At 49.9% G+C, this 347-nt stretch carries 1 protein-coding gene; it reads left to right on the forward strand.

Going from position 1 to position 347, the window contains the following annotated elements; all coding sequences use genetic code 11:
* On the forward strand, window positions 1-347 hold a 347-nt coding region (locus A3739_RS07245; protein ID WP_156502443.1), incomplete at both ends, for an aminotransferase class III-fold pyridoxal phosphate-dependent enzyme.

Raw genomic sequence — 347 nt, forward strand, 5'->3', positions numbered from 1 at the left:
TTAACGATATAGACTCTGTCCGCCAAGCTTTTTCAGAGATTGGTAACGATGTTGCCGCGATCATCGTTGAGCCCGTTGCAGGCAACATGAATTGTATTCCGCCTGTGCCAGGCTTCCTTGAAGGGCTTCGCGACATTTGTGACGAGTACAAAAGCGTACTCATTTTCGATGAAGTGATGACCGGTTTTCGCGTCTCATTAGGTGGAGCACAAGGTCATTTTGGCGTAACCCCCGATATTACAACCTTAGGCAAAGTAATCGGTGGAGGATTACCGGTCGGCGCCTTTGGTGGACGCGCTGACATTATGGATTACATTGCACCTACCGGTCCCGTATACCAAGCAGGC

Source organism: Oleiphilus sp. HI0067 (genome assembly GCF_001635735.1).